Origin of the sequence: Tenacibaculum aestuariivivum (genome assembly GCF_964507685.1) — a bacterium.
Lineage (GTDB): Bacteria > Bacteroidota > Bacteroidia > Flavobacteriales > Flavobacteriaceae > Polaribacter > Polaribacter aestuariivivum.
Genome location: NZ_OZ208414.1, coordinates 2409124 through 2435603, shown reverse-complemented (window position 1 = coordinate 2435603; position 26480 = coordinate 2409124). Strand labels below are relative to the sequence as shown.

Sequence of the window (26480 nt, the reverse complement as noted above, 5' to 3'; positions counted from 1 at the left end):
TAGCGTGGTGTGTACTGTTGCTACAAAAGTACGTTTTTTTTGCGTTTTAACAATACTTATTAACATTTTATATAAGTTTTTAACTTTTTCATTACACAAATAATTGCTGTAACAAGCCTTTTTTAAACTTTTTTGCGTTTTCTATTTTAGTATGTAAGGCTTCTATTTTTATATCTATTTCTGATAAAAAATTGGCTATTTTGGTTTGTTCTTCGATGCAAGGAATTTGAATTTTAAAAGAGCTTAAAACTTCTTTCGTAATTGTTTTAATTATACCACCTGGTGCTTTCTTTTTTTCAATTTCAAACAACAAAAACAACACATATTTAAAATAATCTATATTTAACGGTTTTTTATATGATTGAAATATTAATAGTGTTCTATCAACATAAGCATCATATTGAGTTTTTGCAATCCTACCAATTGAACCTTGTATTGTTATTATTAAAGTACCTTTTTTGACAAAAACACTTTGTTCTGCACCTAAAGTACTAATTTTATTTTTCGTTGTAGATTTTAATAACATATTATTATCAACGTCATAAACTTGAATAAAAGGAACTCCATTTTCTTTATCATACCATTTAGGCAAACCATAAGGTTGAGGAAAACTACCTCTTCGGTAATTAGCGACATCCCCTAACTTTTTTACTTCCCAATTAGGGAAATCATTTTGATTGTTATCTTTAAACCTCAGCTGTTGATTAAATATTTTTTGCATGATGCCTTTTTTGTAGGCTTCTAAAAGGGTTTTCTTCTTTGTAAGTTGGGTAATTTTTGCATCTACATCGGTTAAAAATGAAGCTATTTTTTCTTGTTCGGGAAGCGTTGGAATTGAAACTTTTATTTTTTCTATTTCTTTTTTACTTATCTCTTTAAAAGTAGAACCATTTGAACGTTTATAAAGTTCATTCTTATATACTTTTATTAAATAAAATATAAATTTATTAGAATTACTTTTATTAACAATCAATGATTGAAAACCTTGATTAGTTGTACACTCTTCCTGTGCTATAGCTACTTCACCAATAGTAGCTCTTGTTGTAAGTAATATTGTACCTTTTGGCAAAAGTGTTGCTGAAGATTTATTTAAACCTAAATCCGTTATTTTCCTTTTACTTTTGGAAACAAAATTAAACTTTATTTCTGTAGGTGTAAACCAATTTATCTCACCGTTCCAATATTCATCATCAGTAGTAGATGGTGTTCCTCCTCCAACAACTTTGGCTAAATTTTTAATATACTCTCTTCTCCATTCTCCTTTAAACTTTGGAAACCTCAATATTGGTATTAAATTTTTTGTATTTTGGCTCATAGTTAGTTGGTATTTGCGTGAGGGATTGCAGTGGAAATCCTTTTTGCCTTTTCGCAAAAAGATTGTAGCGTAAAGCCCGACCCTTGGGGCACGCCCAAAATATTATTTTTGTTTTGCATTGCTTAAAAAGGGGTTTTAATATTTAACTCTTTACAATAAGATGCAATACGGGTATTGGTTTGTGCAATTTCTATATCTAATTGTTTTAATTGTTCTGCAACTGCATTAATATCAATCGGTTCTTCTTGTTCAAAAGTATCAACATAGCGTGGTATGTTTAGGTTGTAATCGTTATCGGCAATTTCTTTTAAAGTTGCTCTGTGGCTGTATTTATCGGTTACGGTTCTGTTTTTATAAGTATCTACAATTTGGTTGATATGCTTAGGTAGTAGTTTGTTGTCTTTTCCTTGTTTTTCAAAATGTTTTGAGGCATCAATAAACAAAATATCTTGGTTTGCTTCTCGGCATTTTTTTATAACCAAAATACAGGTTGGTATGCCTGTACCAAAAAATATGTTTGCAGGTAAGCCTATTACGGCATCAATATAATTACGGTCTTGAATTAAATATTTACGTATGTGTGCCTCGCTACTACCTCTAAACAATACACCATGAGGTAATACGGTTGCCATTATTCCGCTTTCATCTAAATGATGAATCATATGTTGTACAAATGCAAAATCGGCTTTTGTTTTAGGTGCTAGTTTACCGTATTGGCTAAAACGGTCATCGGTATTAAAAATAGGTTTTGCGCTCCACTTTGCCGAAAATGGCGGATTTGCAACAATAGCCTCTGCTCTTAGTTGAATATCGGTATGTTGTGGTTCTTCTAGGGTATCTTCTTGTTTAATATCAAACTTAGTGTAATGTACATCGTGCAAAATCATATTCATACGTGCTAAGTTGTAGGTTGTACGGTTTAATTCTTGTCCGTAAAACATACCTACATCATCTACTTCTTTAGCAACACGCAATAATAATGAACCCGAGCCACAAGTAGGGTCGTATACTGTTTTTATACGTTTTTTACGAGTAGTTACAATTTTTGCTAATATGGTACTTACTGCTTGTGGGGTATAAAATTCGCCTGCTTTTTTACCTGCACCTTCGGCAAATTCGCCAATTAAATATTCGTAAGCATCGCCTAATAAATCGCTATCAGCATCTTTTAATTGAAAATCTATAGCATCTAAATGGGTAATTATTTTGGCAATAGTTTCGTTTTGTGCTTTTACGTTTCTACCTAATTTACCAGATGTTAAATCTAAATCTTCAAAAAGTTTTACAAAATCGTCTTCCGATTCTGTACCCATGGTACTTTGCTCAATATTATTTAAAATACGTTCTAAATCTTCAATGATAAAAAACTGTTTAGCTTCATCATTTTCATTAGTTTCAATTTCAGAAAGATTATTCCCTTTTTGCGCAATAGAAGTAAATAATTCTGATGGTTTTAAAAAGTATCCTAAATTTTTAACACACGCTTTTTTAACTGCTGTTACATATAATTTACCGTTATCAGAATTTTCGTCTAACTGCTCGTAGGTTAAATTATCAGGAGCCAGTATTTCATCAGCATAAATGTGTAATTTTTCTGATAGATATTTAAAAAAAATAAACCCTAAAATGTAATTACGGTAATCATCGGCATCCATTTTACCACGTAATAAATTGGCTATTGCCCACAATTGTTTTTCAAGTGCTTTTTTTTGTTCTTCTGACATATAGTTTTTTTCAGTAATTTGTTTTGCTAATAAAGTTTACAACTGCTCTAAAAGAGTTTTTAATATATAATTAAGATATAGTTTTTAACGAGAGAATAATTACTTGTATTTTTTTAATGAGGGTAAATATATTTAAAAATGCCCCTTTATCCTACTTTAAATATATTTAACGCTATGTTGTTTTATAAAATGGTATAATAAGAATTATCACGATTTTTTAGTGTAGTGAGCTTATTTAAAAATTAAACAAAAATTAGATAACCGTCATGCTGAATTTATTTCAGCATCGCACAAGACTAATAACGCAGGAAAATCAGGATGCGAAACTGAAATAAATTCAGTTTGACGTTAGTGTAGTTAAATACATAAGGTATATCAAAATTAAATTGGTATAAACTCTTTTAAAAACGAAAAAACGCAATCAAATTAATGATTGCGTTTTTATATAAAAAGTGTTAAGCGTATAAAATATACTTAAAAGTTAAAATTACTTAACTTCTTCGAAGTCTACATCCTCAACATTATCAGTCTGATTGTCAGCTTCTGGTTGTGCTTGCTGCGCTCCAGCATCTGCTCCAGCTCCTTGTTGTGCTGCATACATTTCTTCTGATGCTGCTTTCCAAGCCTCATTAATAGTAGCCATTGCTGCATCAATTTGAGCTAAATCTTTAGATTCATGCGCTGCTTTTAAGTCAACTAATGCTGCTTCAATTGGTGCTTTTTTATCATCAGATAATTTTTCACCAAACTCTTTTAATTGCTTTTCAGTTTGAAAAATCATAGAATCTGCTCCATTAATTTTTTCAGCAGTTTCTTTTGCTTTTGCATCAGCATCAGCATTTGCTTCTGCTTCTGCTTTCATTTTCTCGATTTCTTCTTCAGATAATCCAGAAGATGCTTCGATACGAATATCTTGAGATTTTCCTGTTGCTTTATCGGCAGCAGAAACGTTAATAATTCCGTTTGCATCAATATCAAAAGTTACTTCAATTTGTGGTACTCCTCTTTGTGCTGGTGGAATATCCGTTAATTGGAAACGTCCAATGGTATTATTATCTGCAGCCATAGCTCTTTCACCTTGTAATACGTGAATATCAACCGATGGTTGGTTATCTACTGCTGTAGAAAATACTTGCGACTTTTTAGTAGGAATAGTTGTATTTGCATCAATTAACTTTGTAAATACATTACCCATAGTTTCAATTCCTAATGATAAAGGTGTAACATCTAATAATAATACATCTTTAACATCACCAGTTAAAACTCCTCCTTGAATTGCAGCTCCTAATGATACTACTTCATCAGGATTTACTCCTTTACTTGGTGATTTTTTAAAGAATTTTTCAACAGCCTCTTGAATAGCAGGAATACGAGTTGATCCTCCAACTAAAATTACTTCATCAATATCAGAAGTTGATAAATCAGCATTTTTTAAAGCTGTTTGACAAGGCTTAATAGTTCTTTTTACTAAATCATCAATTAAAGCTTCAAATTTAGCTCTCGTTAAAGTTCTAACTAAGTGCTTTGGTCCAGAAGCTGTAGCCGTAATATAAGGCAAGTTAATTTCAGAAGAAGTAGTACTAGATAATTCAATCTTCGCTTTTTCAGCAGCTTCTTTTAAACGTTGTAAAGACATTGGATCTTTACGTAAATCCATTGCTTCTTCAGCCTGAAATTCTTCAGCTAACCAGTTAATAATTTTTTCATCAACATCATCACCACCTAAATGCGTATCACCATCAGTAGCTAATACTTCAAATACACCGTCACCTAATTCTAAGATAGAAACATCATGTGTTCCACCACCAAAATCAAAAACAACGATTTTTTTATCTTCACTAGATTTATCTAAACCATATGCTAAAGCAGCTGCAGTTGGTTCGTTAATAATACGACGTACTTTTAAACCTGCAATTTCACCAGCTTCTTTTGTAGCCTGACGTTGTGCATCGTTAAAATATGCTGGTACAGTAATTACTGCTTCAGAAACATCAGATCCTAAATAATCTTCAGCTGTTTTCTTCATTTTTTGTAATACCATTGCAGAAATTTCTTGTGGCGTATATAAACGACCATCAATATCAACACGTGGTGTATCATTATCACCTTTTACAACACTATAAGGTACTCTTGCCGCTTCTTTTGAAGATTCAGAAAATTTATTACCCATAAAACGTTTAATAGAATAAACTGTTTTTGTAGGGTTTGTAACCGCTTGTCTTTTTGCAGGGTCACCAACTTTACGCTCACCCCCTTCTACGAATGCTACGATAGATGGTGTAGTTCTTTTTCCCTCTGCATTAGGTATAACAACTGGTTCATTTCCTTCCATTACAGAAACACATGAATTTGTGGTTCCTAAATCAATTCCTATAATTTTACTCATAATACTATTTATCTTAAATTTTTAATTCAATTTTACGTTTAACAACAGTCAAACTGTGTGCCAACAGGCCATAAATTTTACTTTGGCAGAAAATTTCACATAACAAGCCATTAAAAAATGACACAATGTCATTTTTTCACTAAAACCAGCTTAAAATATGACCAAAATTCCTCATAAAAATTATTTTTTCTCACTTTAATTTATAACAAAATTAGCCACTTTATTTTCTAAAGTAATTTGAAGCTATTTCCCGCTTTACGCACTCGCTCTCTGCGAGGAGCTCAAACAAATGCTTCAATCGGGGCTAAATATATTTAATACTTAAACAACTATACATATAATAACCTTAAAAAAAACGCAAGTAAAAACAATAATTTAAAAGCTTTTAATTAACCTTGTTTTAACTAGTAAATAAGTTAAGCTATAGTTGTATTTTTGCAAATTAATAAAATAAAACAACTTAACTTTTGAGTTAACTTGTAAATATTATTGATTTATCATTAACAAAAACTTTATACATTTGCGTTATGAACTTTAACAAAGATACAGCCAAAAAAACAGCAGAACTTCTTCTGCAAATAAAAGCTATTAAGCTTAATCCGCACGAACCTTTTACCTGGGCTTCTGGATGGAAATCACCTATATATTGTGATAATAGAGTTACCCTATCATATCCACCTGTTAGAAATTTTTTAAAAGAACAAATTGCTAAACTGGTAGAAGACAAGCATGGTAAACCTGATGTTATTGCAGGGGTTGCCACAGGAGCCATTGCAATAGGTATGTTAGTAGCACAAGAATTAGGAGTACCTTTTATATATGTACGCCCTGAACCTAAAAAGCATGGTCGAAAAAACCAAATAGAAGGTCATTTAGAAAGTGGACAAAACGTAGTTGTTATAGAAGATTTAATTAGTACAGGTAAAAGTAGTTTAAACGCTGTAAAAGCTTTAAAAGAAGCCAATGCTAATGTAAAAGGAATGATTGCTATTTTTTCATATGGCTTTAATATTGCTACTGAAAATTTTAAAAACGATAATGTAGCATTAACAACCTTGAGTAATTACGAATATTTACTTGAACAAGCTTTAGATAGTAAGTATATTACTAGTGAAGATTTAAGAATGTTAGAAGAATGGAGAATTGAACCTAGTAAGTGGAAACAAAACGAAAAATAAGTAATTTATGACTATTGAAGGAAATAAAGTAATCGTAAAAAAATCAACCAAAGAAATTTATGACTTTTTAATAAAGTTAGAAAATTTTGAACAACTAATGCCTGAAAATACTCAAAAATTTGAGGTAGATGGTGATAGCTTTATTTTTGGTTTAAAGGGTATGCCTGAAATAAGATTGGTCATGAAACAAAAAACAGCGTATTCAAATATTACATTAGGAGCAGCAAGTAGTAAATTACCTTTTACATTATCTTCTGATATTTCTGAAATTTCTGAAAACGAGAGTGAAGTTGTTTTAAATTTCAATGGAAATTTTAATCCAATGATGGCAATGATGGTAAAAAAACCACTAACAAAATTTATTGACACCTTAACTGAAAATATTTCAAAATTATAAAATTAAGCAAACGAAACTTCTTTAATACCAAACTCTTTAACCGTTTCGTTTTCTAATTCAATAAGTAAGTTTCCAACACTAGAAACTCCTATAATTTTACCCATAAATAAAATGTTCTGATTTGTTTTAAACATACTCGGAACATTTTTTTTATATAAAACTTTTAAATATTCTTTCTCTAAATATAAATATTCTTTTTTATTTAATAAACCTATATTTTTCTTTAAACTCAGTAGTACTTTATTTAATAAAAAATCTAACCCTATATCATTTTTATTACCTAAAATGATTTTTATAGAAGACGCATTAGGTAAATTATATGGAAAACTATTTTGATTTACATTAATACCAATACCTATTACAGAGGTATTAATTCTATTAAAAACAAGAGTATTTTCAATTAAAATACCTGCAATTTTTTTATTTTCTGACAGAATGTCGTTAGGCCACTTAATAGCTAACTTAGGTAAATTCAAAGAGCTAACAGCTTCAAAAACACTTAAAGAAACACAATAGTTCAAATACTTATAGTTAACTAAACTCAAATCATTAAATGTGCAATAAACACTAAAAGTCAACGCCTTACCCTCTTTTGCACTCCAAGAAGTATTCATTTGCCCTCTACCCGCAGTTTGTTTATTTGCAACAACTACTGTAAAGTTATTTACAGTTACTTTTGATGCCATATCCTTTAAAAAAGAATTGGTAGAATCAATGGCATTAAGTTTGATTATTTCCATATAAGTTTTGCGAATAAAACAAGTGTAATATTAAGCAATATACTCGCAAAAAAATAATAACTTTGCTAAAAATATAATTTTTTTGATGACTAAAAAACAAGCAAGTACAGACGATCTTATCGCTGTGATTATAAAAGGTATTGATGAAGTAAAAGGAGAACACATCCAACTACTTGATTTAAGAGAAATAGAAAACACTGTTTGCGATTATTTTATAATTTGCTCAGGAAACTCAAATACACAGGTAAACGCTATATCTGGTTCCGTACAAAAAATGGTAAGTAAAGAACTAAAAGATAAACCTTGGCATATTGAAGGGCAAGGAAACTCTGAGTGGGTTTTAATGGATTATGTAAATGTTGTTGTACATATTTTTCAAAAACAAATACGTGATTATTACGATATTGAAAGTCTTTGGGGAGATGCTAAAATTACAAATATTAACCCATCATAATTATTACTAATCTAGACACACTATTTTATGAGTGATAAGAAAAAAAATACACCAAAATTTACGTTTAATTCTTTTTGGTTATACATTCCAATATTGGTTATTTTATTAGGATTAAGTTTTTTTAATTCTAATAATTTAGGATCACGTAATATTTCTAAAAACGAGTTTAGCAAAATTTTGCAGGCCAATGATATTCAAAAAATCGTTGTAGAAAACAATAATGTTGCTCAAATATTTTTAAAAAGTGATGCTGAAAAAAAAGAGGAACATAAAAAAATAACAACCTCTCCTTTTTACAGAAAAGGAGCTCCTTTGTATACCTATAATTTTGGTGATTTACAAAATTTTGAAAATGAATTAAAAAAAGAAAAAGCTGAAAAAAATCTTGATTTTGATAGAACTAACGTAGAACCTACTAGCTTAATAACTACCTTATTTGACTTTTTACCTTTTATATTATTAATAGGTATTTGGCTTTTTTTTATGAAAAGAATGTCTGGTGGTGGAGCAGGAACTGGTGGCGGTGGTCAAATTTTTAACATTGGTAAATCAAAAGCTAAACTTTTTGATCAAGATACTAAAGTTAAAACAACGTTTAAAGATGTTGCTGGCTTAGAAGGTGCTAAAGAAGAAATTCAAGAAATTGTAGACTTTTTAAAAACTCCTGAAAAATACACTAAACTAGGAGGTAAAATTCCTAAAGGAGCATTATTAGTAGGACCTCCTGGAACAGGAAAAACATTATTAGCAAAAGCCGTTGCTGGTGAAGCTGGTGTACCTTTCTTTTCTTTATCTGGTTCTGATTTTGTTGAAATGTTTGTAGGTGTAGGTGCATCTCGAGTAAGAGATTTATTTAAACAAGCGCAACAAAAATCTCCATCAATTATTTTTATTGATGAAATTGATGCTATTGGCCGTGCTAGAGGAAAAAATAGTATGACAGGTGGTAATGATGAACGTGAAAACACTCTAAACCAACTTTTAACTGAAATGGATGGTTTTGGAACAGATACAAATGTTATTGTATTAGCAGCAACTAACCGTGCAGATGTATTAGATAAAGCATTAATGCGTGCTGGTCGTTTTGATCGTCAAATTTATGTTGACTTACCTGACTTACATGAACGTAGAGAAATTTTTGAAGTTCATATAAAACCTTTAAAATTAGCAGAAAATGCTGATTTAGAATTATTAGCACAACAAACACCTGGTTTTTCAGGTGCTGATATAGCAAACCTGTGTAATGAAGCTGCTTTAATTGCCGCTAGAAACAATAAAGAAGCCATTGAACATCAAGACTTTTTAGATGCCGTTGATAGAATTGTTGGAGGTTTAGAAAAGAAAAATAAAGTAATTACACCTAAAGAAAAAGAAGTTATTGCTTTTCATGAGGCTGGTCATGCAACAGTTAGCTGGATGTTAGAACACGCTGCTCCATTAGTAAAAGTTACTATTGTTCCTCGTGGACAGTCATTAGGTGCAGCTTGGTACCTTCCTGAAGAACGAAAAATTATACAAACAGAGCAAATGCTTGATGAAATGTGTGCTACTATGGGTGGTAGAGCTGCAGAAAAATTAATGTTTAATAAAATTTCTACAGGAGCTTTAAGTGATTTAGAAAAAGTAACCAAACAAGCACGTGCTATGGTTACTGTTTATGGACTAAATGAAAAAGTAGGAAATGTAACTTATTATGACTCTTCAGGAAATGACTCATTTGTAAAACCTTATAGTGAAGATACTGCTAAAGTTATTGATGAAGAAATATCTAAAATGATTGAAATCCAATATCAAAGAGCTATTGAATTGTTAAGTACACATAAAGACAAACTAAACCAACTTGCTGCTTTATTACTTGAAAAAGAAGTAATGTTTAAAGATGATTTAGTTAAAATATTTGGAGAACGTCCTTTTGATAAAAAAGAGGTGAAAATAAATCCTGTAATTGAAGAATAGTTTTTATTTAAATGAATTTATTTAAAAAAATATTTAAATCTTATAAAGAATCCTCTAACGATAAATTAATTAACCAACAAGAGGTTAATTTATCGTTAGATGACTCTTTTGTGCATAACTTTATAAACAAAGGAGGTAAATTTTTATACTGTACTTCTATCAACGAAGTTTCTAGTAATTTAAAACAGATTTTAAAAGAAAATAAGTGGAAAAAAATTACTTGCTCTGATTTTGATCTATTAAAAATTGCTGAAAAATCAAACATAAATGTTCAAAATACCATCACAGAACATATTCCTTTTTTTACTTCTTGTGAACACCTAATTGCTAGTAATGGAGATATTTTATTTTCTTCAAATCAATTAGGTAGTCATAAACTAAATGAACACTCTAAAAACTTTATTGTTTATGCTACAACTAGCCAACTGGTAAAAAACATGGGAGAAGGTTTAACCGGTATAAAAACACACTTTAAAGGTAATATTCCTACCAACATTAGCTCAACAACAAATTACAAAATAGATGAAGAGCAAGATAGTTTTTTAAGTTATGGAAATAGTAACTCTAAAAACTTATATTTGCTTCTCTTTGAAGATTTATAAATCATGAACAACCTTACAACAAGAAGTATTTCAGGACTTGTTTATGCTATAATTTTCATTTCTGCAATCCTTTTTTCAGCAGAATCTTATATAGCGTTAATTTCCATTTTTTCTACAATCTGTATTTTTGAATTTTCAAAAATATTACAATCAAAAAACTCAATACCTTATATACTTTTAGCTTTAAGTATATATGTATCTATTATTAAAATATCCTTAACTATTAATAACCTACTTATAGCAATTTGTTTTATAGGACTATTAAGCTTACTTTACTATTTAATAAGTAGTAAAGTAATAAAAACAGCCACCAGTATACAAAAAATATTTTTACATATTATTTATTTGATACTACCCTTTTACTTTTTAATTAAACTACCTTTTATAAATAATAATTATCATCCTAACATTATTATTTATATAATAGTTATTATTTGGACAAATGATAGCTTTGCTTTTATTACGGGAAAAAAATTTGGGAAACATAAATTATTTGAATCTGTTTCACCTAAAAAAACAATAGAAGGTTTTATTGGCGGATTATTATTTGCAATTTTAGCTGGTTTTTTTATAGGCATATACTCAACTTATTTTTCTATTGTAAATTGGATGATAATAGCAATTATTGTAGGTATTTTTGGTTCACTTGGAGATTTAGTAGAATCTAAGTTTAAAAGGCAAGCCAATGTAAAAGATAGTGGAAAAATTATGCCAGGTCATGGAGGCTTATTAGATAGACTAGATAGTTTGTTTTTTCTTGCTCCATTCGTATACTTATTTATTCACTATATTATATAATTACATGGATAATAAATTAGATATAGAGTTTGAAAAAGCTTTTGAAATAGCGTCTAACTTTAAAGGAGATTTACCTCCTGATACTATGCTTAGGTTTTACGCCTACTACAAACAAGCAGTAAAAGGTGATAAATTTACTTTTAACGCAAATAATGATTTAAGAAACGCTTTTAAATTTAATGCTTGGATTCAATTAAAAGGCATGGATGAAAATGAAGCTAAACAAGAATATATTAACTTAGTTAATTCAATTATAAAATAATTATCATGAAAAAAATCATTTATTCTTTATTCGCAATAGCTACAATTGGTAATTTTATTTCTTGTAAATCAGAAGAAAAAAAAGAACCATTAGTTAAAAAAGAAATTAAAATTACTAAAAAAGCTGCCTATACAGTACAAGATGCTGATAATAAAATAAATTGGACAGCCTTTAAAACAACTAAAAAAGTTCCTGTTAATGGTCAATTTCAAAAAATAACAATAACATCTAATGGAAAAGGAAGTACTATTAAAGAAGCAATTAACAATACCGAATTTTCAATACCTGTAAGTAGTATTTTTACAATGGATAGTGGAAGAGATTTTAAAATAAAAAAATTCTTTTTTGGTATTATGGATAATACAAAATTACTTTCAGGAAAATTAGTTTTAGAAAATGATTCTATTGGTTATTCTAACATAACTATGAACGGTATTACAAAAAAACTTCCTTTTAAATATACTATAAACGGTAATGTTTTTAACCTAGCAAGTAGTTTAAAAATTTCAGATTGGAATGCAGAAAAAGCATTAGCATCTTTAAATGAGGTTTGTAAAGATTTACATAAAGGAGCTGATGGAGTTTCAAAAACTTGGAATGAAGTAGCTATTAATATAACATCTACTTTTAAATAAAAATTATTTTTCAAAACAATAAAAAAGCCTTAGGTAAAACCTAAGGCTTTTTTTTATGGGATATATTTACTTAATGATTCTTTATATATTTTTGATCAAAAAAAAATAACAACTTATCATTAAATTAACACAATAACACTCTTATTTAATAGTAATACTATTATATTTGCAAATACAAATTTCACTTATGAAAACTTTTCTATCAAATATTAAAATTGAAATACCTACAGGAATATATATTAAGGATCCTGAAACATCGGATTTAGGTAAACGAATTATAGAAAACAGTATTAAATTAATAGAGGAAGTTGGTTTTGAAAGTTTCAACTTTAAAAAACTGGGTAAATTAATAGGCTCTAATGAAAGCTCTATTTATAGATATTTTGAAAGTAAACACAAACTACTAGTGTATTTAACTTCGTGGTATTGGGGTTGGATACAATATCAATTAGTTATAGAAACGTACAGTATTAATAATGCTGAAGAAAAATTAATAAAAGCAATTCAAATACTTACAAAAACAACTGAGCAAGACAGTAACTTCTCACATATTAATGAAGTTTTATTAAACTTAATTGTAATTAATGAAAACTCAAAATCATATTCTACAAAAGATGTAGATACAGAAAACAAAGAAGGTTTTTTTAAATTATACAAAGAAGTTGTAAAACGCTTAGCAGCTATAATAACTAATTATAACAACCTTTATCAACATCCACTGACATTAGCAAGTACTATAATTGAAGGTGCACTGCACCAGCAATTTGTTAAACAACATTTTAAATCGCTAACAAACTGTAATAGCGCTACATCTCCAACCTCTTTTTTTCTTGATTTAACACTTAACACGCTTTCAAATGACAGAAAATAACCAATTAACACCTTGGCAACGATTTATAGGTTTATTAACACTAGAAAAAAAAGATATATTACAAATATCATATTATGCCATATTTGAAGGAATTGTAGCGCTATCACTTCCATTAGGTATTCAAGCAATTATCAACTTACTACAAGGAGCTCAAGTATCAGCTTCATGGGTTGTACTAGTTACTCTTGTTACAGGTGGTGTAGCTTTTAGTGGCGTATTAAAACTAATGCAAATTAGAATTATAGAAACTATACAACAGCGTATTTTTACAAGAGCTTCTTTAGAACTTAGTTACCGTTTTCCTAAAATAAAAATGAGTGAATTAAGAAACTATTACCCTCCTGAGTTAGCTAATCGTTTTTTTGATACGCTTACCATTCAAAAAGGTATTTCAAAAATTTTAATTGATGTACCCTCTGCTTTTTTACAAATTATTTTTGCTTTATTATTGTTATCATTTTATCATCCATTTTTTATACTATTTGGTTTTTTATTACTGTTGTTAATATATATTGTATTTAAGTACACTGCTAAAATTGGTTTAGAAACAAGCTTAAATGAATCTAAAAACAAATATAAAGTAGCGCATTGGTTGCAAGAAATAGCCAGAACAATAATAAGTTTTAAATTATCTGGTAAAACAAAACTTGCTTTAGATACAAGCGATAACTTAGTAAGTGATTATTTAAAATCAAGAGATAGTCATTTTAAAATATTAATCATTCAATATATTCAAATGATTAGTTTTAAAGTTATTGTTACTGCTGGTTTATTATTAATGGGAGGCTTTTTAGTACTAAATCAAAAAATGAACATTGGACAATTTGTTGCCGCAGAAATAATTATTTTATTAGTAATAAACTCAGTTGAAAAATTAATTTTAGGCTTAGAATCATTTTACGATGTACTTACCTCCATTGAAAAATTAGGGCAAGTTATAGATAAACCTATCGAAAATCAAAAAGGAAGTAAAGTTGGCGATTCAAAACCTTTTACAGTAGAAATTCAAAATATCTCTTACTTTCTTTATCAAAAAGATGATGCTATTTTAAAAGATATTTCATTTGTTATAGCACCAAAAGATAGAATATTAATTCAGGGTGAAAGTAGCTCTGCTAAATCAAACTTAGTCCAATTAATTTCAGGTTTAATAGAACCTTCATCAGGTAACATTTTTGTTAATGACTTATCAATAAAAAGCCTATTTATAAATAATTATAGAGCAAACCTTGGATTATCACTATCTGAAGAAACACCTTTTAAAGGTACTATAAGACAAAATGTAACTTTTGGAGATACTGCAATTACAGATGATGAAATTTATAAGATTTTTGAAATTGTTGGTTTAACTAATTTTTTAAAACATCAATCTAACGGTTTAGATACTTATTTAAAACCTGAAGGTAGAAATATTGGCTATACGGTTGCTAAAAAAATAATTTTAGCAAGAGCTATTATTAAAAAACCAAAACTTTTAATTTTAGAAGACCCTTTAGATCAATTAGAAAAAAAAGAAGCTGAAAAAATTATCAATTTTATTACAAAACCTTCACAAAACTGGAGCTTAATTATTGTTAGTAGTAATGATAAATGGGAAGAAAAATGTACTAAAAAAATTACCCTTAATAAAGGAGTAATTGTTAACCAATAAATTATAAGACATAATGTTAAATATATCTAATAATACTATTGCTAATCAAATAAATTTGGATGATTTTAAATCAGGCAAAAAAATATTTAAGAAAGAACATCATAAACTATTTAGAAAATTTTTACTATTCTTTTTTATAGTACTATTTATCACTTTATTTTTACCTTGGACACAAAATGTTTCTAGTACAGGTAATGTAACCACACTAAAACCAAATCAACGACCACAAACCTTGCAATCTCAAATTCCTGGAAGAATTGAAGAGTGGTTTGTGCAAGAAGGTGATTTTGTAAAAAAAGGCGATACTATTTTAAGAATATCCGAAATAAAAAGTGATTATTTCGATGCAAAACTTGCCGAGAGAACAGGTAATCAATTAAATTCTAAAAATCTTTCTGGCAAATCTTATAACAATAAAATAGGCGCTTTAAAAAGACAAATTTCAGCCATAAGAAACGAACAAAAATTAAAATCAGAACAAGCAAAAAACAAATTACAACAAGCTTACTTAAAAGTTAAAACTGATAGTATTGATTTAGAAACTTTTATTTTAAAACAAAATATCGCCAAAATTCAATATGATAGAACTTACACTTTACAACAAGAAGGTTTAAAAGCTACTAAAGATGTTGAAGAAAAAAGTGCAAAGCTTCAAGAATTTTCAGCTAAAGTTATTTCTCAAAAAAATAAATTATTAACTTCTAAAAATAATATTATCAATGCACAATTAGCTATTTCAGGTATTATGGCTACTTATACTGATAAATTATCAAAAGCACAAAGTAGTTTATATACTGCTGAATCTGGCGCATACGAAACAGAAGTACAAGTTTCTAAACTACAAACAAGCCTAGCTAATTACAATAAAAGAAGCTCTTTATTATATATAACAGCTCCGCTTGATGGATATATAAATAAAGCAATAAAATCAGGTATTGGAGAAACTTTTAAAGAAGGTGAACAATTAATAAACATTATGCCTGCTGTATACGATTTAGCAGTAGAAATGTATATAAAACCTATCGATTTGCCGTTGATACATATTAATGAAAAAGTACGTGTTCAGTTTGATGGTTGGCCTGCAATTGTTTTTAGTGGCTGGCCAAATATGTCATCAGGAACTTATGAAGCTAAAATTATTGCTATCGAAAATTTTATTAGCAGTAACGGCAAATATAGAGCCTTAATTGTTCCTAATAATAATGAACAACCATGGCCAAAAGCTATTAGAGTTGGCTCAGGAGCAAAAACAATTGCACTGCTCGAAAATGTGCCTATTTGGTATGAATTATGGCGACAAATTAATAGTTTCCCGCCTAATTTTTATCAGCCAAACACAAAAGAAACCGACTCTAATAAAAAGAAATAATGAAAAACATATCCTTTTTATATCTATTTATAAGTTTTGTTTCCTTTTCTCAAAATATGCCCAACAACACACTTTCTTTAGAGGAAAGTTTAGGATATGTAAAAAAATATCATCCTATTATAAAACAGGCAAAACTTATTGTTAATACAAATCAAGCAAAATTATTAAAAGCCAGAGGTGTTTTTGACCCTAAAATTGAAGTTGATTACAGCAATAAAAACTTTAAAAATACCGAGTATTATAAAACGTTAGTTTCATCTTTTAAAATTCCTACTTGGTATGGTATTGAGCTAAAAGGAAGCTATGAAAATAATTCAGGAAATTATTTAAATCCTCAATATAAGACACCTGAAAATGGTTTATATAACATAGGAGTATCTGTTCCGTTAGCTAAAAATTTATTTATCAATAAAAGAATGGCTACGTTAAAAAAAGCCAAAATATATACGAAACAAAGTGGTTTAGAACAGCAATTATTAGTTAATAATGTTTTGTTTGATGCTATTTCAGCATACTTAAATTGGACACAATATTATCAACAATATAATGTGTTTAAAAATTATTATACCAATGCAACTATAAGACACAACAATGTTATTAAAAATTTTAAAGCAGGTGATAAAGCTGCCGTAGATACTTTAGAAACAAGTATCAACCTAGAAAATAGAAAATTAGATTTAGAAAAAGCACGTATTAAACATTTAAAATCAAAAGTAGCTTTTTCGAATTATTTGTGGATTAATAATAACATTCCAATGGAATTAAAAAACAACATGATTCCTGATATCACAACATTTTCTGAAGTTGATAAATTATTAAAAACATCTGAAATTGATTTAGATAAAAACGATTTAGAACAACACCCGAAGGTAAAATTATTAGCCTTAAAGAAGAATAATTTACAGATAAATAAACGATTAAAAATAAATAACTTATTACCAAAAATAGATTTTCAGTATAATTTATTATCATCAGAAGTACATAATTTTGATTCTTTTAACGCTTCAAATTACAAAAATTCGTTGCAAGTTAGTGTACCGTTATTTTTAAGAAAGTCTAGAGGTGATTTAAAAATTGCAAAAATAAAATTACAAGATTTAGATTTTGAAATTGCATCAACAAAAATAATTTTACAAAACAAAATTAAAGCAACTAAACAAGAAATTGTATCGTATCAAAAACAACAAAATATCTTAACCAATTTAGTTAGTAATTATAAAACAATTGTTAAAAGTGAAGAACGAAAATTTTCGTTAGGTGAAAGCTCATTATTTTTAATCAATTACAGAGAGGTTAAATTAATTGAAACTAATTTAAAAGCCATTAAAAACGAATATGAATATGCTAAAACAAAAAGTAAACTAGTTAAATTATTGGGTAAATTAACAGATATCTAAATAATAATTATTTATAATTCATTTATAAAAAAACCGCTTTATTACAAGTTTATACTTCTTGTTATAAAGCGGTTTTTTCATCAAAATATCATATTAAATTAGCCTAAAATCTTAGTAATTAAGTCTTGTTTTGCTTTTTCATCATCACCAAATAACCAACGTAAGGTATTATCTTCCCAAATTTCATGATATTGTTTTTCATTAATAATATCTCTATCAATAGCCAAATCTAACAATTTCCCAGGATAAGAAGATTGTGCATCATTTTCCATTTCTCCTAACGGATACGGGTCATCTAAGCCCATAATAATTTGATTTGATCCTTGTTTATCAATCATTAATTTTAACGAATCAGTATCATGTACCAAGGTATCAAAGAAAATATTTGGATGACCAACCGCTTTTCTAGGATGCGTTTTTCCTTCAAATAAATCAGGTCTACCATCAAAACCTTGAATTCTACGTCCTAAATTCATTTGTGCCAATTGTCCGCCGTGTGCAAAACAAGTTCTAATGTTTTTAAAACGCTCTTGCATTCCGTTTAACGTATAAAAATGATACGCATCACCACATTGTGCCAACATCCAAATTAAATGAAAACGCCAATTTGTGTTTTCTAATTTTATCATTTTATCGCCATCATACGGATGAATTTCAATGGCTAATTTATACTTATCAGCTAGTTCAAAAATGCGGTCATTTTCTTTATCAAACACACAACGCCACTGCCCTATCGAATCCATAAAATGTGTTGGCAAGCATAGAACTTTTAAGCCTAATTCTTCAACACAACGTTCCATTTCATACAAAGCACCGTAAATAAAACCAGGGTGAACTACAAAACCACAAGTAAATTTGTCAGGATGATCGTGTTGTACTTTTGCGTTAAAATCATTCTGAAAACGCAATGCTTTTTTCATTTCCTCTAAGCGCAAACCATTCCCATATAATTGCGATAAATTTAAAACCACCGCATGGTCAATCTTATTTTTTTCCATCCAACGTAATTTCTCATCCAAGAAAAAACTAGAATCTGTTACAGGGCGTTTCCAACCTTTTTGTAACATATGTTTACGCTCATCATCTACCCAAAAAATTTCTTTTTCCTTCATAAACTGAGGTATTTGCTCAGGATAAGGCAATAAATGTGAATGTCCGTTTATTCGTAGTTTACGTTTTTCCATTTCTTTTATTATTTGGCAATAATCGTTGCAATATTTTTAACTATAAATTACGCTGTTTTTATAGTATCAAACAACATCTTTATTTTTTAATTTTATTTGGAGGACTCATAATTGTTCCGCAATTAGAACACGTACATTTCTGAGTATCAGAATAATATTTATCAAAAATAATAGGCATATCTGTTTCAATATTATGTAAAGCAAATTCTTCTCTGTATAACTGATTTCCGCAATTTTCACAATACCATTCTAAGGCATCCAACATTCCTTCTGACCTTGGATATTCAATAACCAAACCAACAGTATTTTCTTTACGTTGTGGCGAATGTGGTACTTTAGCTGGCAATAAATAAATATCACCCTCATTAATTTCAACATCAATCATTTTACCATTTTGGTCGATAATTTTCAACACCATATCTCCTTCTACTTGATAAAAAAATTCAGGCGTTTCGTTATAATGATAATCCTTTCTATTATTAGGTCCTCCAACTACCATTACAATATAATCACCATTATCCCACACCTGTTTATTTCCAACGGGCGGTTTTAATAAATGACGATTTTCATCAATCCACTTTTTAAAATTTAAGGGCTGTACTAAATTCATATGTATATATTTTGGGCGTTCCCTAAAGGTCGGGCTTTTCGCTATATCTTTTTATAAAAATTTGATATTTTATAAAAAGGATGCCGCTTCTATCCCTAACGCAAATTTCGTTTTTATTTATAATTTTGAATAAACCAACAATCATAAAAACAACTAATTATTCATTTTCAATCATTGCTTTAATCTTAATTGCTTTTTCAAAATGATTTAATTGATGCGTTTGAATCCACCAAGTTGCCACTTGCATTAACAACTTCGGATTCTTATTTTTATTTTTAAAAAACGCATAAAAAGATAGTCCTACATTTGCACCTTTTTTTGCGATTTTATCATCACAAACTTCAATAATTTTTTGTTTTATTTCGTATGTCATTTTTAGTATGTTATTTATTTAGAAAAAGTTTAAATTTTATGGTAAAAATCACTCTGCTACAGCTATCTCGAGTATCTTGCTCGTGAGTATACTTATACTTTACAGGTTTAAAAAACTATTACAAACCAGCAACCTCATCTTCTTTTAAAATTTCGTTCGTTTCTTCTTGTACTTTTTTAAGAAGATTACGTAAATTATCCGTTTGTTTAAAATCCGAATTAGCAACCAAATTTAATAAAGCTTTATCTTGAGCACGTCCTTTTTTCATTGCTTCTAAATATGGAATATCTTCTTTAAAAGTAACCATCGAATATTTAGAAAAATACTCATTTGGAAAAGCTTTTTCTAGATCCATTTCTAATTTTCTCTTTTCCTTAAATAACGGATTAGCAACATGGTTTTTCATTTCATGAAAGTTATCAATTGCTAAATCAGCAATAGCATCGGTATTTTCTTTTCTTGCTTTTTCGTAGGTTTTAAAAACAGTTTCCCAATCGCCTAAATTTTGATTAAGAATTTCATCAAAAACGGTAATATCTTCAAAAGAAGCATTCATTCCCTGCCCATAAAATGGTACGATTGCGTGTGCTGCATCTCCCAATAAAATCGTTTTATTTTTGTAATGCCAAGGCGAACATTTTACCGTTCCCAATGCTCCTGTCGGATTATTTAAAAATTCTTCTTTAATACTCGGAATTAATTTTAACGCATCAGGAAATTGTGTTTCAAAAAACTCGGTTATTTTTTCTTCGGATATTAAATTATTGAAATTATATTTTCCTTCATCATAACTTAAAAACAGCGTAACAGTAAAACTACCGTCCATATTTGGCAATGCAATTAACATATACGCACCACGAGGCCAAATATGTAAATGCTCGTTACTTATTTGATGATTCCCTATTTTATCCGCAGGAATTTCTAACTCTTTATATCCGTGAGATAAATAATTTTGAGAATAACTAAACAAGAATTTTCGTTCTAAATAATAACTTTTTCGTAAAATAGAACCAGCTCCATCAGTACCAAAAATCACATCCGAATTTATAGAAAACTCTTCTTTTGTCTTATAATCTTTAAAGTGTGCTATTGTATTTTCAATATTTACAGCGATACATTTTTTATTAAAATGAATGGTTACATTTTCATGTTTTTCGGCTTCTGTTAATAAGATAGCATTTAAATCTCCTCTTGAAATTGAATTGATACATTCGTTATCTCTACCCGAATAATTTGATGAAAATGTATTTCCTTCAATATCATGAATCAATCTTCCGTACATTGGAATACAAATTTCACGAGCTTTTTCGGCTACACCTGCTAAACGCAAGGCTTTAAAACCTCTGTCAGATAAAGCTAAATTTATAGAACGACCCGCTGAAATATCAATAGTTCTTAAATCTGGTCTGCTTTCATATACGGAAACCTTGTATCCTCTTTGTGCCAATCGTAAAGCTAGTAAACTTCCGCATAAACCTGCACCTATTATTAATATATTATCTTGTTTATTCATATTGATTTATTTTGATAACAATCCTTTTAAAATACTTACCATTTTATAAACATCTTCAAAAGAATTATACATTGGCGTTGGTGCGCAACGGATAACATCTGGCTCACGCCAATCGGTAATAATATTATTTTCGGTTAGCTTTTTGTGTAAATTTTTATCTGCATTTTTAACTTGAATAGATAATTGACACCCTCTTTCTTTTGGATTTGATGGTGTTATAATTTTAATATGTTTTGAATTTATTTCGTTGATTAAAAACTCAAAATATCCAGTTAATTTTTCTGATTTTTCTCGCAAAGCCTTCATTCCTACCTCAGCAAACATATCTAAAGAAGCTTTAATGGCTGCCATTGATAATATTGGAGGATTCGATAATTGCCAACCCTCTGCCCCTACCATTACATCAAAAGGTTGACGCATATTAAAACGAGTATCTTTATTATGATTCCACCAACCAGCAAAACGAGGTAGCTCTTTATTAGTGGCATGTTTTTCGTGAACAAATAATCCACCTAAACTTCCAGGTCCTGAATTTAAGTATTTATAAGTACACCAAGCTGCAAAATCTACTCCTGAGTTGTGCAATTCTGGAGAAATATTTCCTGCTCCGTGTGCTAAATCAATTCCTATAAAACAATCTTTTGAGTGTCCTATTTCAGCAATTCGCTTTAAATCTAAATATTGTCCTGTGTAATAATTTACACCGCCAATTAATAATAATGCTATTTCATCTCCTTGTTCAGAAACAATCGTTTCTAAATCTTCAATATTTAATAATTCTTCGCCCTTTCTTGGTTTCCATTCAATCAAACCTTCTTCAGCATCAAATCCATGAAATTTTAATTGCGATTGCACCGCATATCTATCCGAAGGAAAAGCGTCAGATTCTATTACAATTTTGTATTTCTTTTTAGTAGGCTGATAAAAAGAAACCATTAGCAAATGTAAATTGGTTGTTAAAGTATTCATAACAACAACTTCTAGTGGTTTTGCACCTACTATTTTCGCCATGTTTTCCGTTAAAAATTCATGATAAGGTAACCAAGGAGTCTCTCCTTTAAAATGACCTTCTACGCCATATTTTGCCCAATCATCTAATTCTTGATTGATATATTTTTTTGTTGATTTAGGCTGTAACCCTAATGAGTTTCCTGTAAAATATAACCAGTCGTTACCTTTTTTATCTTTCGGAATATGAAATTGATTGCGCAAGTGCGCTAACTTATCTTCTTTGTCTTGTTGCTGTGCGTAATCTAGTGTATTTTGATACTTCATCTGATAAAAAAATGATTGTCTTCAAATATAAAACAATCATTTTTTATTTAATAATACTATATATTTATATTGTATCTTTTCTTTTTTATTATAATTTAAAATGGTCTTTTTTCTGCAAAAAAGAACCAATTAAAAAACGATCCTACTTTTTTTTCTAAAGGTTTTCCACTTTTAGTTATTTCTTTTGATAAATCAATACTACTTGAAACTAAACTTTCAATATAATTATCATAATTTACTTCTTTAGTATCTAAAAAGCCATTTAAAAACTTTCTACTTGCCTCTATTCCTTTAACATCTTCAATATCTTTTAACTTCTTATAGAGCGGTATTAGTTGTTCAATTGATTTTTTAGGTGCTAACCTTCTAACTCCTTTATATCCTATAATTTTATCATTCTGATCTTTCTTAACAGTAAAATCTGTAACTACCCAATAATACCTTCCTGTTTTTGTCATATTTTTAACAACAGCAATCATGTTTTTACCTTCTTCAATACGCTCCCACATCATTTTAAAAATAACTCTAGGCATATCTGGATGTCTAATTATATTATGACCTGATCCTACTAATTCATATTCTTCATAACCAGATGTATCTACAAAATCTTCATTACAATACTCTATAACACCTCTTTTATCTGTTATACTAATAAGAATAGTATCTTCATGTAATTTAACTTCTCTATTAACAGGAGTTGGAGAGGGAAGTTTAGGCTTTCTTGACTCTTGTTCTTTTTTCATTCTATAAGTTTTATTTAATTACAATTTTTAGTTTTAGTTTTAGTTTTAGTTTTAGTTTAAGTTAATTATCACTTTACAATCACAATACTAAACTTTTAGTAACTAAAATTAAATGATAAATATCATATTAAAATTGCTGATTTTTTTTAAAACAAAATAATAGACAAAAGAACCAACTCCCTACCTATAAACAAATTAGTTAAAAATAGTGCTATTTTAAACTATTATAAAATATAAAATTATTAATGCAGTATTCTAAATTTTATAGTTCCTTCTATTTTACGAAGTTTAGCCACTACCTCATCATTATACTGCTTATTTACATCAGTAATAACATAACCAACTTTTGCATCTGTAGATAAGTATTGACCTGTAATATTCAATTCGTATTTAGCTAATACTTTATTTATTTTAGCCATAACGCCAGGTACATTTTTATGAATATGTAAAAAACGATGTGCATTGGTTTGGCGTGGCAACCTTATATTTGGAAAATTTACAGCATCAACGGTATTTCCTGAATTAATATATGCCATTATTTTACTTGGCACAAAATCAGCAATATCACGTTGTGCTTCTTCAGTGCTTCCACCAATATGTGGTGTTAAAATTACATTTGGCAATCCTTTTAATTCGGTATAAAAATCACCATTTTTAGCAGGCTCTTCAGGATATACATCAACAGCAGCCCCTGCAATTTTACCCGATTTTAATCCTTCAACTAAAGCTTTAATGTTTACCACAAAACCACGAGAAAGATTTATTAAATGAACACCATCTTTCATTTGAGCAATTTCATCAGCTCCTATATAGTTTTTATTTACCGCATTATCATTAACGTGTAAAGTTATTACATCTGAAATATTTAACAACTCTTTTAAAGTACTTATTCTTTTAGCGTTTCCTATAGCTAGCGTATCTTCAACATCATAATAATACACCTCCATTCCTAAAGATTCAGCTAAAACAGATAATTGTTTACCGATGTTTCCATAACCAACAATTCCTAATTTTTTACCACGAACCTCTCTTGACCCTTGAGCTGTTTTATTCCACTGACCATTATGAATTTCTGTACTTCGTTGAAAAGCACTACGCATTAACATAATAATTTCGCCAATTGCTAACTCAACAACCGAACGCGTATTACTGTAAGGTGCATTAAAAACAACTACGCCATTTTCTTTACAGGCATCTAAATTTATTTGTTTTGTTCCGATACAAAAAGCCGCAACAACCATTAATTTATCAGCAGCCTCAATTACTTTTTTTGTTACTTGTGTTTTTGAGCGAATACCTAAAACATGTACGTCTTTTAATTTTTCAATTAATTCGTCTTCAGATAAACTTTTTGAAACAGTTTCTACAGTAAAACCATCGGCTGTTAATTTGGTAAATGCATCAGGATGTACGTTTTCTAATAATAAAATTTTAATTCTATTCTTTGGATATGATATATTTCTTGGCAAATCGTTTAGGTATAAAAATTCATCTAAATTAGGTGTAATATAATCGGCATTTTCAATTGTTTTTGCTCTTTGTACATTTTCAGTATAGGCAAAAAAAGTATCAGCAACACCTGCTTTTTTAGTTACGGCATCACTATAACCGTCTCCAATAACTTGTATTTCTCCAGTTAAATTTAAGTTTTGTAAGCACTCTATTTTTCCGTTATGTTTTGAAAGTGGATTTTCTGTATCAAAACCAATAATTACATCATTTTCATCAAACTGAAAAGTATTTGCATACACTCTTTCTGAAGGAATATTATATTCGGCAACTATCGGAACTATAAATTCTTTAAAACCTGCGGATATAATATAAATATCATCTGAAAAATCTTTAAAAAAAGATTTATTACTTTCTATAGAACGAGAAACTTTTTGCCTTAATTCTTTAATCAATAAAGGTAAATCAGTTTTTTTAGCATTTAATAATCGAATACGTTTTTGTAAAGATTTGGTAAAGGAAATTTCACCGTCAATTCCTTGGTTTGTAATTACTTTTATTTGATTAATAATTGCTTCTTTCTTAGGGTTTCCTTGTAAACTTATTTCTGCTAAAACATCTAAAGCTTCCACTTTTGTTAGCGTACTATCAAAATCGAAAACAAAACTTCTTTTTGGTCTCATTATGTTATATTACTGATAAGTTTCAAAAATACAAATGATATTAAAAACGAACGTTATAAAAAAATATTAAGTATAAATTATCATCAAAAAAAAACACCACATTATAGGAACTAATTCTACAAAAAAAGCACTGTAATAATATGTTCTTTTCTCTGATGATCGCATTAACAATATTAAAGTAACACTAAATATAAATAAAAAAATGTTCTTAGAAACAACATTTGACATTACTATAAATTCAAGAAATAAACAATTTATTAATAAAATATAACCTAGTTTTTTAGTTTGTTTAACACCTATTTTACGTGGAATTGTTTGAAGATATATAGCATCATATTTTAGATCTCTAATATCAAAAGGCAGTATTAATACAATTACAAATAAAAATCGTTGAATTGCTATTAAATAAACCTCATTTGAAAATCTAATACCCGCGTCAAAAAAAGGTAAAAACACTGTTGTTCCCATCCAAACAAAAGCTACAATTATAATTTTTAAATACCCTATACTTCGTAAATTTTTTTGAAATCTGCTTAAAAAAGGAATTGCGTATAAAAAAGTTAATACTCCAAAAGGGAAAAAAAACAACAAGGTATTTACATGTAATTTACATGCATAAAAACACATTAATAAAAAACAAATTAAAGAAAAAATTTGAATTAATTTTAAACGCATTGTCAAACCTTGATGATGTAATTTAGCTACTCCAGCATATTTTATAAAATTATAGCCAGTAATTGTACTATAAAAAAGAAAAAAATCTAGGGGTTCATTATATGATAAACCAAAATAAAATTCTGTGATTCTAGCAAAGGAATACACTGCTAAAGCCACATGAATACTCGAATTTATATAAAAATCAAATAATATTTTTCCAAATTTCATTACACAAAAATAGTTTTTATGTTTATAAAC

24 protein-coding genes are annotated in these 26480 nt (G+C 28.7%); 12 read left to right on the top strand and 12 right to left on the bottom strand.

Going from position 1 to position 26480, the window contains the following annotated elements:
• Positions 1-91: 91 nt before the first annotated feature.
• The 3 genes from ACN5J4_RS10940 to dnaK form a co-directional block, all read right to left on the bottom strand.
• Positions 92-1315: a restriction endonuclease subunit S gene (locus tag ACN5J4_RS10940; protein WP_418650021.1), complete on the bottom strand. Its 1224-nt coding sequence runs from the start codon at positions 1313-1315 to the stop codon at positions 92-94.
• A gap of 122 nt (positions 1316-1437) precedes the next feature.
• Positions 1438-3039 (bottom strand): type I restriction-modification system subunit M, encoded by a 1602-nt coding sequence (locus tag ACN5J4_RS10935; RefSeq protein WP_418650020.1) that lies wholly within the window; start codon positions 3037-3039, stop codon positions 1438-1440.
• Positions 3040-3526: 487 nt separating this feature from the next.
• Positions 3527-5425: a molecular chaperone DnaK gene (gene dnaK / locus ACN5J4_RS10930; protein WP_418650019.1), complete on the bottom strand. Its 1899-nt coding sequence runs from the start codon at positions 5423-5425 to the stop codon at positions 3527-3529.
• Between the two features lie 527 nt (positions 5426-5952).
• Between dnaK and pyrE the strand changes: the two genes are divergently transcribed.
• Together pyrE and ACN5J4_RS10920 are read left to right on the top strand one after the other, a co-directional pair.
• Positions 5953-6603, top strand: coding sequence for an orotate phosphoribosyltransferase (gene pyrE / locus ACN5J4_RS10925; RefSeq protein ID WP_418650018.1), 651 nt, complete (start codon positions 5953-5955; stop codon positions 6601-6603).
• A 7-nt stretch (positions 6604-6610) separates the two neighbouring features.
• Positions 6611-7000 (top strand): SRPBCC family protein, encoded by a 390-nt coding sequence (locus ACN5J4_RS10920; protein ID WP_418650017.1) that lies wholly within the window; start codon positions 6611-6613, stop codon positions 6998-7000.
• Between the two features lie 2 nt (positions 7001-7002).
• On the opposite strand, the gene ACN5J4_RS10915 is transcribed toward ACN5J4_RS10920, so the two are convergent.
• Complete coding sequence (locus ACN5J4_RS10915; RefSeq protein ID WP_418650016.1) at positions 7003-7740, bottom strand: biotin--[acetyl-CoA-carboxylase] ligase; 738 nt, start codon at positions 7738-7740, stop codon at positions 7003-7005.
• A gap of 85 nt (positions 7741-7825) precedes the next feature.
• Here ACN5J4_RS10915 and rsfS point away from each other — a divergent pair, with 85 nt between their 5' ends.
• The 10 genes from rsfS to ACN5J4_RS10865 all read left to right on the top strand — a co-directional run bounded on the left by rsfS (position 7826) and on the right by ACN5J4_RS10865 (position 17735).
• Positions 7826-8194: a ribosome silencing factor gene (rsfS, locus tag ACN5J4_RS10910; protein ID WP_418650015.1), complete on the top strand. Its 369-nt coding sequence runs from the start codon at positions 7826-7828 to the stop codon at positions 8192-8194.
• 27 nt (positions 8195-8221) lie between these two features.
• On the top strand, positions 8222-10150 hold the full coding sequence (ftsH, locus tag ACN5J4_RS10905) for an ATP-dependent zinc metalloprotease FtsH (RefSeq protein ID WP_418650014.1): 1929 nt from the start codon (positions 8222-8224) through the stop codon (positions 10148-10150).
• An 11-nt stretch (positions 10151-10161) separates the two neighbouring features.
• Positions 10162-10752, top strand: coding sequence for a hypothetical protein (locus ACN5J4_RS10900; RefSeq protein WP_418650013.1), 591 nt, complete (start codon positions 10162-10164; stop codon positions 10750-10752).
• Positions 10753-10755: 3 nt separating this feature from the next.
• Positions 10756-11550 carry a phosphatidate cytidylyltransferase gene (locus tag ACN5J4_RS10895; protein WP_418650012.1) on the top strand — a complete coding sequence of 265 codons (795 nt, stop codon included), beginning with the start codon at positions 10756-10758 and terminating at the stop codon, positions 11548-11550.
• A gap of 4 nt (positions 11551-11554) precedes the next feature.
• Positions 11555-11812: an acyl-CoA-binding protein gene (locus ACN5J4_RS10890; RefSeq protein WP_418650011.1), complete on the top strand. Its 258-nt coding sequence runs from the start codon at positions 11555-11557 to the stop codon at positions 11810-11812.
• A gap of 5 nt (positions 11813-11817) precedes the next feature.
• A complete protein-coding gene (locus ACN5J4_RS10885; RefSeq protein ID WP_418650010.1) occupies positions 11818-12447 on the top strand; it encodes a YceI family protein in 630 nt (209 codons plus the stop codon).
• Positions 12448-12634: 187 nt separating this feature from the next.
• Positions 12635-13318, top strand: coding sequence for a TetR/AcrR family transcriptional regulator (locus ACN5J4_RS10880; RefSeq protein ID WP_418650009.1), 684 nt, complete (start codon positions 12635-12637; stop codon positions 13316-13318).
• Positions 13305-14969 carry a peptidase domain-containing ABC transporter gene (locus ACN5J4_RS10875; protein WP_418650008.1) on the top strand — a complete coding sequence of 555 codons (1665 nt, stop codon included), beginning with the start codon at positions 13305-13307 and terminating at the stop codon, positions 14967-14969. The genes ACN5J4_RS10880 and ACN5J4_RS10875 overlap by 14 nt, the downstream gene beginning before the upstream one ends.
• 13 nt (positions 14970-14982) lie before the next feature.
• Positions 14983-16338, top strand: coding sequence for an HlyD family secretion protein (locus ACN5J4_RS10870; RefSeq protein ID WP_418650007.1), 1356 nt, complete (start codon positions 14983-14985; stop codon positions 16336-16338).
• Positions 16338-17735 carry a TolC family protein gene (locus ACN5J4_RS10865; protein WP_418650006.1) on the top strand — a complete coding sequence of 466 codons (1398 nt, stop codon included), beginning with the start codon at positions 16338-16340 and terminating at the stop codon, positions 17733-17735. The genes ACN5J4_RS10870 and ACN5J4_RS10865 overlap by 1 nt, the downstream gene beginning before the upstream one ends.
• Positions 17736-17833: 98 nt before the next feature.
• Here the strand turns inward: ACN5J4_RS10865 and ACN5J4_RS10860 are convergent, their stop codons facing one another.
• The 8 genes from ACN5J4_RS10860 to ACN5J4_RS10825 form a co-directional block, all read right to left on the bottom strand.
• A complete protein-coding gene (locus ACN5J4_RS10860; RefSeq protein ID WP_418650005.1) occupies positions 17834-18919 on the bottom strand; it encodes an amidohydrolase family protein in 1086 nt (361 codons plus the stop codon).
• Positions 18920-18998: 79 nt separating this feature from the next.
• A complete protein-coding gene (locus ACN5J4_RS10855) occupies positions 18999-19529 on the bottom strand; it encodes a 3-hydroxyanthranilate 3,4-dioxygenase (RefSeq protein ID WP_418650004.1) in 531 nt (176 codons plus the stop codon).
• Between the two features lie 157 nt (positions 19530-19686).
• Positions 19687-19902: a DUF6500 family protein gene (locus tag ACN5J4_RS10850; RefSeq protein ID WP_418650003.1), complete on the bottom strand. Its 216-nt coding sequence runs from the start codon at positions 19900-19902 to the stop codon at positions 19687-19689.
• A 118-nt stretch (positions 19903-20020) separates the two neighbouring features.
• Positions 20021-21415, bottom strand: coding sequence for an FAD-dependent oxidoreductase (locus ACN5J4_RS10845; protein ID WP_418650002.1), 1395 nt, complete (start codon positions 21413-21415; stop codon positions 20021-20023).
• 6 nt (positions 21416-21421) lie between these two features.
• Positions 21422-22690 (bottom strand): kynureninase, encoded by a 1269-nt coding sequence (kynU, locus tag ACN5J4_RS10840; RefSeq protein ID WP_418650001.1) that lies wholly within the window; start codon positions 22688-22690, stop codon positions 21422-21424.
• Between the two features lie 95 nt (positions 22691-22785).
• Positions 22786-23433, bottom strand: a complete 648-nt coding sequence (locus ACN5J4_RS10835) for a PAS domain-containing protein (RefSeq protein ID WP_418650000.1) — start codon at positions 23431-23433, stop codon at positions 22786-22788.
• A gap of 242 nt (positions 23434-23675) precedes the next feature.
• Positions 23676-25565 (bottom strand): phosphoglycerate dehydrogenase, encoded by a 1890-nt coding sequence (gene serA, locus ACN5J4_RS10830; protein ID WP_418649999.1) that lies wholly within the window; start codon positions 25563-25565, stop codon positions 23676-23678.
• 66 nt (positions 25566-25631) lie between these two features.
• Positions 25632-26450, bottom strand: a complete 819-nt coding sequence (locus ACN5J4_RS10825; protein ID WP_418649998.1) for a hypothetical protein — start codon at positions 26448-26450, stop codon at positions 25632-25634.
• Between the last annotated feature and the right edge of the window lie 30 nt (positions 26451-26480).

Excerpts from the sequence above, each read along its gene's own strand:
- ACN5J4_RS10915 (WP_418650016.1), bottom strand. The coding sequence starts at position 7,740 with ATGGAAATAATCAAACTTAATGCCATTGATTCTACCAATTCTTTTTTA.
- ACN5J4_RS10845 (WP_418650002.1), bottom strand. The coding sequence starts at position 21,415 with ATGAATAAACAAGATAATATATTAATAATAGGTGCAGGTTTATGCGGA.
- ACN5J4_RS10885 (WP_418650010.1), top strand. The coding sequence starts at position 11,818 with ATGAAAAAAATCATTTATTCTTTATTCGCAATAGCTACAATTGGTAAT.
- ACN5J4_RS10870 (WP_418650007.1), top strand. The coding sequence starts at position 14,983 with ATGTTAAATATATCTAATAATACTATTGCTAATCAAATAAATTTGGAT.
- dnaK (WP_418650019.1), bottom strand. The coding sequence starts at position 5,425 with ATGAGTAAAATTATAGGAATTGATTTAGGAACCACAAATTCATGTGTT.
- ftsH (WP_418650014.1), top strand. The coding sequence starts at position 8,222 with ATGAGTGATAAGAAAAAAAATACACCAAAATTTACGTTTAATTCTTTT.
- ACN5J4_RS10860 (WP_418650005.1), bottom strand. The coding sequence starts at position 18,919 with ATGGAAAAACGTAAACTACGAATAAACGGACATTCACATTTATTGCCT.
- ACN5J4_RS10865 (WP_418650006.1), top strand. The coding sequence starts at position 16,338 with ATGAAAAACATATCCTTTTTATATCTATTTATAAGTTTTGTTTCCTTT.
- ACN5J4_RS10935 (WP_418650020.1), bottom strand. The coding sequence starts at position 3,039 with ATGTCAGAAGAACAAAAAAAAGCACTTGAAAAACAATTGTGGGCAATA.
- ACN5J4_RS10875 (WP_418650008.1), top strand. The coding sequence starts at position 13,305 with ATGACAGAAAATAACCAATTAACACCTTGGCAACGATTTATAGGTTTA.
- serA (WP_418649999.1), bottom strand. The coding sequence starts at position 25,565 with ATGAGACCAAAAAGAAGTTTTGTTTTCGATTTTGATAGTACGCTAACA.
- kynU (WP_418650001.1), bottom strand. The coding sequence starts at position 22,690 with ATGAAGTATCAAAATACACTAGATTACGCACAGCAACAAGACAAAGAA.
- rsfS (WP_418650015.1), top strand. The coding sequence starts at position 7,826 with ATGACTAAAAAACAAGCAAGTACAGACGATCTTATCGCTGTGATTATA.
- ACN5J4_RS10940 (WP_418650021.1), bottom strand. The coding sequence starts at position 1,315 with ATGAGCCAAAATACAAAAAATTTAATACCAATATTGAGGTTTCCAAAG.
- ACN5J4_RS10850 (WP_418650003.1), bottom strand. The coding sequence starts at position 19,902 with ATGACATACGAAATAAAACAAAAAATTATTGAAGTTTGTGATGATAAA.
- pyrE (WP_418650018.1), top strand. The coding sequence starts at position 5,953 with ATGAACTTTAACAAAGATACAGCCAAAAAAACAGCAGAACTTCTTCTG.
- ACN5J4_RS10880 (WP_418650009.1), top strand. The coding sequence starts at position 12,635 with ATGAAAACTTTTCTATCAAATATTAAAATTGAAATACCTACAGGAATA.
- ACN5J4_RS10855 (WP_418650004.1), bottom strand. The coding sequence starts at position 19,529 with ATGAATTTAGTACAGCCCTTAAATTTTAAAAAGTGGATTGATGAAAAT.
- ACN5J4_RS10895 (WP_418650012.1), top strand. The coding sequence starts at position 10,756 with ATGAACAACCTTACAACAAGAAGTATTTCAGGACTTGTTTATGCTATA.
- ACN5J4_RS10900 (WP_418650013.1), top strand. The coding sequence starts at position 10,162 with ATGAATTTATTTAAAAAAATATTTAAATCTTATAAAGAATCCTCTAAC.
- ACN5J4_RS10890 (WP_418650011.1), top strand. The coding sequence starts at position 11,555 with ATGGATAATAAATTAGATATAGAGTTTGAAAAAGCTTTTGAAATAGCG.
- ACN5J4_RS10920 (WP_418650017.1), top strand. The coding sequence starts at position 6,611 with ATGACTATTGAAGGAAATAAAGTAATCGTAAAAAAATCAACCAAAGAA.
- ACN5J4_RS10835 (WP_418650000.1), bottom strand. The coding sequence starts at position 23,433 with ATGAAAAAAGAACAAGAGTCAAGAAAGCCTAAACTTCCCTCTCCAACT.
- ACN5J4_RS10825 (WP_418649998.1), bottom strand. The coding sequence starts at position 26,450 with ATGAAATTTGGAAAAATATTATTTGATTTTTATATAAATTCGAGTATT.